Origin of the sequence: Kitasatospora sp. NPDC051914 (assembly GCF_040680995.1) — a bacterium.
GTDB lineage: Bacteria > Actinomycetota > Actinomycetes > Streptomycetales > Streptomycetaceae > Kitasatospora.
In genome coordinates this window covers 66,354-73,561 of the sequence record NZ_JBFAXX010000045.1, presented here as the reverse complement: position 1 = coordinate 73,561, position 7,208 = coordinate 66,354, and the positions used below count along the sequence as shown (strand labels likewise).

Here is a 7,208-nt window from a genome sequence, read left to right as displayed (position 1 = left end):
CCTCCCTCTCTCCCCCCCCGGGGCGGCGCCCCCCGGTCCCGGGCCGCCGGGCCCCCCCCCCCCGGGGGCCCGGGCGGGGCCCCGGCCGGGCCCCCCGACTGCGACGGGGTGGGGCTCAGCCCTCGTAGGGCTGGTCGTCGTTGAAGAGGTGCATGCCCGGGATCTTCAGCGTGCCGCCGAACTGGCCGGCCTGGACGGCCTTGGCCTTGTCCAGCGTGATGTCGAGCGGGATGGGCACGGTGCCGATCAGGTCCCACAGCCACTTGGGCAGGGTGTCCGGGGTGAGGGTGATCTCGCCCAGGTCGATCGGGATCGGCAGGCCGTAGATCGCCGAGAGGTGCCCGGAGAGGCTCTCCACGTACATGGTGATCGGGCCGTTGCGCATGGTCGAGGTGGTGCCGGGCGCGGCCTGCACGTGGAAGGTCTTGCCCTTCACCTCGATCGTCGACATGTCCAGGTCGCCGATGTCCACCGAGGCGGTGGTGAACTTCAGGACGCGCTTGGAGCCGGTCGGCGTCTTCACGTCGTACACGCCGTTGAACACCGAGCCGTGCAGGGCCAGCTTGCTGGAGCGCAGCGTCCAGTTCTGGTCCGGCACGACGTGGCCGTTCGGGGCCGCCTGGGCCTTCTCCTTGCTGGTGTCCACCAGGCAGTTGGGGCCGGTGGCGGACGGCGAGGGGGTGGCGGACGGGCTCGCCAACCGGGTGGCCGAGGGCTTCGCGACCGGCGCGGAGGCCGGGGCCGAGATCCCGGCGCGCGGCGCTGCGACCGTGGCGGACGCGGTCGGGTGCGCGGTCGGCGCCGGCGTGGTGGCCGCCGTGGTGGCGGTCGGCGCCGGCGTGGACGTCGCGGTCGGCTTCGTCGGGTGGAAGATGCCGTCCAGGATGTCGCCGATCAGGTCGCGGGAGGCCGTGCCCTCCGAGGCCGCGGCAGTGGCCGTCGCGCTCGGGGCGGGCTGCACCGCGGTGTTCGGCGTGGCCGCGGTGGCCGTGGCCGTCGGCACCGGCAGCTTCACCGTCGACGGCGAGGTTGTGGCGGCGGGCTTCTTGGCCGCGGTGGCCGTGCTCGACGGCGCCGGCAGCACCTTGATCTCGCTCTTGGGGACGGGCGTCTCCTCGAGCACGGTGTCCGGCGCGCTGGCGCAGGGCTTGTCGGTCGGGGTGTCGGCCGCGGCGAGCGTGGCCGGGGTGTAGGCGGCACCGACCAGCATCGCGGTCGGCACGGCCGCCATCGCCATCACCCGGCCGCGGATGCGGTTGCGGACGCTCGTCCTCGGGGCTGCGTGGCGCGGTCCCGGCACCGCCGCGGCGGTGGGCTCGTCCCGCTCGGTCACCGCGGCTCCCCCGGCTCGGCGGCGGGCGCGGCGTTGTCGGCGGCGTCCGCGGGCGTCTGCTGGGCGGGCAGGACCGGCTGGGTGGTCTCCGCCGGCTGCTCGGCCGTGAACTCGACGGTCGCCGGTCCGGCGGGCTCCTCGGCGGGCCCGTCCTCGGCGGCGGCGGCCGGCTTGAGCGGCGTCCAGGCCATCAGCAGGCCGCCGGCCAGCAGGCCGAGGATCAGGCCGAGGCCGAAGCCGCCCAGGTTGGAGACCGGGATGGAGATCAGCGCGAGCAGCGTGGTCGCCACGCCGCAGAAGATCCGCACCAGCGGCTGGAACCAGGCCGTGAAGCCGAGGCAGATCATCAGGGCGCCGATGATCAGCGAGCCGGCGCCCGCGGTGGTGGCCATCGACACGGTCATGCCGCTGAGGTTGAGCTCGGCGTACGGGAAGTACAGGATGGGCAGGCCGGCGATCATGGCCAGCAGGCCGCCCCAGAAGGGCCGCGAGCGGCGCCAGTTGCGGAACCGCTGCCGCAGGTTGATACCGCCGTCGTTCTCGGGCCACGCCTGGGCAGTTGCGCTGGACACGATGCAACTCCTCGATGGTTCGCTGCGAGGGGGAGAAAACTCCTGAGCTGCGGCCGGGAGCGGGCAGAGCCCGTCCCCGGCCGCCGGGATCCGTTATCGCGGTGCGCCGGGCGGCGCACCGTCAGACGAGGATCAGTAGCACTCCTTGCCGTCGCCGTCCTTGCCGACGTACAGCTTGAGGTCCAGGCCGTTCAGCTTGAAGGTGCCTGCCGAGGTGGCCCACGCGGTCTGCTTCACGTCGGTCAGGTGCGCCACGGGGGCGCTCTGCGAGAAGCCGAGCAGGCCGGACGGCTTGCCGCTGCCCTGGATGTTCTTCCAGTTGGCGGTGGCCTCGGTCTTCAGGGTGGAGGCGTCCTGGCCAATGTTGATGTCGGTGAACTCGGCGTTCGCCTCCAGCTGGTCGAGGTCGATCAGCAGGTTCTTGGCGCTGACCTGCTTGGCCGGGTCGCTGCTGTTGCCGGCCTCCAGGCGCAGGGTCACCTTCGGCAGCTTCAGGCCGAGCAGGGCCGGCTCGCTGACCACCGACTGGCACATGCCCTTGATGGTGGCGGAGTCGAACGCGGAGATGGCAACCGCGTGCGGGGTGCCGTTGGTCTCGAAGTCGAAGGAGCCGAACTGGGCGAAGTTCTTGCCGGTGAGGTCCTCGGCGGTGACCTTGAAGCGCTGGCCCGACACGTTGAACGAGGCGGCGAGGGCGTTGTTGGCGAGAGCCACGCCGATCGCAGCGGTCGCGGCGATGCCCGGCACCATGGCGACGCCGAAGCGCTTCCAGCTGGTCTTGCCGAAAGTCTGGGACATGCGTGTCCTCCTTCTAGGACGTACATCTCCGGCCGCGTCCCGCGTGTCGAACACCGGGTCGCGCCTGGGATGGGAGAGAGCTACGTCCTCGGTAGCGGAGAGCGCCAGGGCGTCGTGGGCCGACGGACATGGCGATCACCCCCGAGCGACAACCGGCGACCACGCGGCTGCGCGGTCGCAGAAAGGACAGGAACCGCGTGTGGGATCTGCGGCTACCCCCCTGCCCTCAACCGCCGACCGGGGCCGGCGGTTACCCGATGGGGATTCCCTCGAAGGGACCGGGCGTGGCCGATCGTGCTGGAATCCCGGGCGAAGCACAAGGGGTCGATTACTGACGGGTAATCCAACAACAGATGCGGTCGATCATGGAATCGAAGGTTTTACTACTCTGCGTGACATCGGCCAGGGACAGTGCCGACGCAACCCGCAGGAAACACCGCTGAAACACCGCGGCCGGTCACATGGCGTGACCGGCCGCGAAGTGTTGTCAAGATTTGATTAAGCTCTACGAAATCTCCCGGAATGTCGCCAAATCCCCAGCGACACCGCAGGTCACACAGCGTGCCACCGACGACGTGTCAGAACAGCACCCGGGCCAGCGCACTGCGCGCCGCCACCACCCGCGGATCGTCCGGACCGATCACCTCGAAGAGCTCCAGCAGCCGCAGCCGGGCGGTGTCCCGGTCCTCGCCGGCCGTCCGCCCGACGGTGTCGACCAGACGCCCGAAGGCGTCCTCGACGTGGCCGCCGACGAGATCCAGGTCGGCCGCACGCAGCTGCGCCTCGACGTCCTTCGGATCGGCGGCCGCCGCCGACCGCACCTGCTGCGGGTCGACGCCCTCGACGCGCTGGAGCAGCTGTGCCTGGGCCAGGCCCAGCTTGGCCTCGGTGTTGCCGGGCTGGTCGGCCAGCACGTTCTGGTACGCCCGAACGGCACCGCCCAGGTCGCCGCGGTCGAGCGCGTCGTGCGCGGCCTCCAGCGCCGGGTCGGACGGCACCCGCGGTGCCGCCGGGGCCTCGCCGCCCGCACCGGCCGCCAGGCCGGTGATGCCGAAGCGCTGCTCGGCGACGGCGATCAGCTGGTCCAGGATCTTGCGGACGTTGGCCTCGTTCTCTGCGCCCTGGAACAGCGGGACGAGCTGGCCCGCCACCACCGCCATCACCGCAGGGATGCCCTGGATGCCGAACTGCTGGGCGATCAGCTGGTTGGCGTCGACGTCGATCTTGGCGAGCACGATCCGGCCCGCGTACTCCTCGGCGAGGCGTTCCAGGATCGGGCTGAGCTGCTTGCACGGGCCGCACCACTCGGCCCAGAAGTCGACCACCACCGGCACCTCGGCCGAGCGCTGCACGACCTCGGCCTCGAAGGTGTCCTCGGTGACGTCGAGGACGAGCTGGGACGGCGCGGGTGCGGGGTCGCCGCCGGCCGCTGCCTGGCGGGCCCGTTCGGCCCTGGCCTGCTCGGCCTTCTGGGCGGCTTCGCCGGCCGCCTTGACCGCGGCGAGGTCGACCGCTCCACGCAGGGCGGCACTGTTGAGACGCGAATTCCGTGACTGCATGGCACCATCCTCCCCCGTCCGCGCGGGTGACGGGCGCCAACCGGCCGGAAACCTCGCCGAGCCGTTGCGCCGACGCCACCCGCCCGTGCGACGGGGGCCGCCTCCCGGTGTAGCCGCTGCCGGCGCGAATCCCCATTCGCGCCCCGCACCGGCCCGATCCCATGGGCCCGGCACGTGGTTGCCGCTCTTTCGCTACGAGTCGTAGCGTATCTGCTTCCCGGGCCGGTCCCGCAAGACCCCCTCCGCACTCCGGGACGTGAGCTGCCCCACTTTCCGGGGGGCGGTAGCTGGTGACCACGGCCGTCGCTCGCTACCGTTACCCGGTCCGACCAAGTTACCCACCGGTAAACCAGCTAGGAGGCTCGGTGGCCCCCACCACCCAGCAGCCTGCTGCCCCGGACGGCACCGCCCTCCCCCGCGGCAAGGGCCGTCCCCGCAGCGCTGCCGCCGACCGGGCGATCCTCGACGCGACCCGTGAAGCCCTCGCCGAACTCGGCTGGGGCGGCCTCACCATGGGCGACGTCGCCACCCGCGCCGGAGTCGCCAAGACCACCCTCTACCGGCGCTGGCCGTCCAAGAACGAACTCGTGGTCGACGCCGTCGCCAGCCTCTTCGACGAACTGGAGATGGCCGACCTCGGCAGCCTGCGGGCCGACATCGCCGCCACCGTCGCCCAGTTCGCCGACCTGCTCGCCCGGCCCGAGTCGCAGGCCGCCCTGATGGCGCTGTTCGCCGAGGGCAGCCGGGACCCGCTGCTGCGGCGGCGCATCCGCGAACGGATCGTCGACCCGCAGAAGCACCTCGTACGGACCGGGCGGGCCAACGCCCAGGCCCGCGGGGAGCTCCGCTCGGACCAGGACGAGGCGGCCGCCTGCGAGGAGATCGACCTCGTCTTCGACATGATCGCGGGCGCCGTCGAGCACCGGCTCCTCGTCGCCGGCGAACCCATCACCCCGCGCTGGCTCGACCGCTTCACCGCCCTCATGCTCAGCGCCCTCGTCGGCCTCGACACCTGAACCCGCCCCGCACAGGGCCGGCCACGAGGGGCGCGGGGAACTGCGCGGGTCGGTGCCCCGCGGGCTTCTCCGGCTAGAAGGCTGCGGGCTCGCGGTAGGTGCCCCACTCGGCGCGGAGGGTGTTGCAGATCTCGCCGAGGGTGGCTTCGGCGCGGACGGCCTGCAGCATCGGCGGGACCATGTTCCCGCCGGACCTCGCGGCGGCCAGCACGGCGGCCAGGCCCGCCCCGACCGCGGCGTCGTCCCGGGCCGCCCTGCGGGCGCGGAGCACGCGCACCTGCTCCCGCTCGACCTCGTGGCCGACCCGGAGGATCTCCAGCTCCGGGGTGACGGACTTCGGGTGGCAGTTGACGCCGACGACCCGCTTGTCGCCGTTCTCCAGGGACTGCTGGTACCGGAAGGCGGCCTCGGCGATCTCGCCGGTGAACCAGCCCTCCTCGACGCCCCGCAGGATTCCGGAGGTCATCGGGCCGATCGCGTGGTCGGCCGAGCCCTTGTCCAGGATGCGCCGGAAGATCTCCTCGGCCTGCGCCTCGATCCGGTCGGTGAGCGCCTCCACGTACCAGGAGCCGCCGAGCGGGTCGGCGACGTTCGCGACGCCGGTCTCCTCCATCAGGACCTGCTGGGTCCGCAGGGCGATCTCGGCGGCCTGCTCCGAGGGCAGCGCCAGGGTCTCGTCCAGGGCGTTGGTGTGCAGCGAGTTGGTGCCGCCGAGGACGGCGGACAGCGCCTCGACGGCGGTGCGCACCACGTTGTTGTACGGCTGCTGCGCGGTGAGCGAGACGCCGGCGGTCTGGGTGTGGAAGCGCAGCCACTGGGCCCGGTCGGTCCGGGCGCCGTACCGCTCGCGCATCCAGCGGGCCCAGATCCGGCGGGCGGCGCGGAACTTGGCGATCTCCTCGAAGAAGTCGAGGTGGGCGTCGAAGAAGAAGGAGAGGCCGGGCGCGAAGACGTCGACGTCGAGGCCGCGGGAGAGGCCGAGTTCGACGTAGGCGAAGCCGTCGGCGAGGGTGTAGGCGAGCTCCTGGGCGGCCGTGGCCCCGGCCTCGCGGATGTGGTAGCCGGAGACGGAGAGCGGCTTGTAGGCGGGGACGCCCTGCGCGCAGTGCTCCATGAGGTCGCCGATCAGCCGCAGGTGCGGCTCGGGGGCGAAGAGCCACTCCTTCTGCGCGATGTACTCCTTGAAGATGTCGGTCTGCAGGGTGCCGTCGAGGACGGCCGGGTCGACGCCCTGGCGCTCGGCGGCGACGAGGTACATGCAGAAGATCGGGACGGCCGGGCCGCTGATCGTCATGGAGGTGGTGACGCCGCCGAGCGGGATGCCGTCGAAGAGGACGTCCATGTCGGCGGCGGAGTCGACGGCGACGCCGCAGTGGCCGACCTCGCCGAGCGACTTGGCGTCGTCGGAGTCGTAGCCCATGAGGGTGGGCATGTCGAAGGCCACCGAGAGGCCGCCGCCGCCGGCCCCCAGGATCATGCGGTAGCGCTCGTTGGTCTGCCGGGCGTTGCCGAAGCCGGCGAACTGCCGGACGGTCCAGGTGCGGCCCCGGTAGCCGGTGGGGTGCAGGCCGCGGGTGTAGGGGTACTCGCCGGGCCACCCGATGCGTTCGAAGCCCTCGTAGGGCTGTCCGGCGGGCGGGCCGTAGACCGGCTCGACCTCGTCACCGGACAGGGTGGTGAAGTCGGCGTCGCGCTTGCGGGCCCTGTCGTACCGCTGCTGCCAGCGCAGGCGGCCGGCCTCGATCTCCTCGGCGTCCATCGGCTGCGGGCTCCACTCCGTGCGGCCGCCGCGGTCGGGCCGGCGGCTCTGCCAGGATGCCCCACCAATTTACTCGGACGTCCTACTATCCGTCGACGGCACGCGCCGCCGGGCACTCCCGGTTCGGCCCCGGGAATGCAGGAAGCCCCTCCCCGGGCGGGGAGGGGCTCG

The 7,208-nt window shown here is 72.3% G+C and carries 6 protein-coding genes; 1 reads left to right on the top strand and 5 read right to left on the bottom strand.

The window, feature by feature from the left end; genetic code table 11:
* Window positions 1-115: 115 nt before the first annotated feature.
* The 4 genes from AB0M03_RS26975 to trxA form a co-directional block, all read right to left on the bottom strand.
* Window positions 116-1,333: a hypothetical protein gene (locus tag AB0M03_RS26975; protein WP_363495226.1), complete on the bottom strand. Its 1,218-nt coding sequence runs from the start codon at window positions 1,331-1,333 to the stop codon at window positions 116-118.
* On the bottom strand, window positions 1,330-1,905 hold the full coding sequence (locus tag AB0M03_RS26970) for a DUF6114 domain-containing protein (protein WP_363495223.1): 576 nt from the start codon (window positions 1,903-1,905) through the stop codon (window positions 1,330-1,332). Before AB0M03_RS26970 ends, AB0M03_RS26975 begins: the two co-directional genes overlap by 4 nt.
* Before the next feature lie 132 nt (window positions 1,906-2,037).
* On the bottom strand, window positions 2,038-2,703 hold the full coding sequence (locus tag AB0M03_RS26965; RefSeq protein WP_363495220.1) for a DUF6230 family protein: 666 nt from the start codon (window positions 2,701-2,703) through the stop codon (window positions 2,038-2,040).
* Between the two features lie 578 nt (window positions 2,704-3,281).
* Window positions 3,282-4,262: a thioredoxin gene (trxA, locus tag AB0M03_RS26960; protein ID WP_363495217.1), complete on the bottom strand. Its 981-nt coding sequence runs from the start codon at window positions 4,260-4,262 to the stop codon at window positions 3,282-3,284.
* Window positions 4,263-4,627: 365 nt separating this feature from the next.
* On the opposite strand from trxA, the gene AB0M03_RS26955 reads away from it, so the two are divergent.
* Window positions 4,628-5,278, top strand: a complete 651-nt coding sequence (locus tag AB0M03_RS26955; RefSeq protein ID WP_363495215.1) for a TetR/AcrR family transcriptional regulator — start codon at window positions 4,628-4,630, stop codon at window positions 5,276-5,278.
* A gap of 73 nt (window positions 5,279-5,351) precedes the next feature.
* Here the strand turns inward: AB0M03_RS26955 and AB0M03_RS26950 are convergent, their stop codons facing one another.
* Window positions 5,352-7,037 carry a methylmalonyl-CoA mutase family protein gene (locus tag AB0M03_RS26950; RefSeq protein ID WP_363495212.1) on the bottom strand — a complete coding sequence of 562 codons (1,686 nt, stop codon included), beginning with the start codon at window positions 7,035-7,037 and terminating at the stop codon, window positions 5,352-5,354.
* Window positions 7,038-7,208 lie beyond the last annotated feature (171 nt).

Excerpts from the sequence above, each read along its gene's own strand:
- AB0M03_RS26950 (WP_363495212.1), bottom strand. The coding sequence starts at position 7,037 with ATGGACGCCGAGGAGATCGAGGCCGGCCGCCTGCGCTGGCAGCAGCGG.
- AB0M03_RS26965 (WP_363495220.1), bottom strand. The coding sequence starts at position 2,703 with ATGTCCCAGACTTTCGGCAAGACCAGCTGGAAGCGCTTCGGCGTCGCC.
- trxA (WP_363495217.1), bottom strand. The coding sequence starts at position 4,262 with ATGCAGTCACGGAATTCGCGTCTCAACAGTGCCGCCCTGCGTGGAGCG.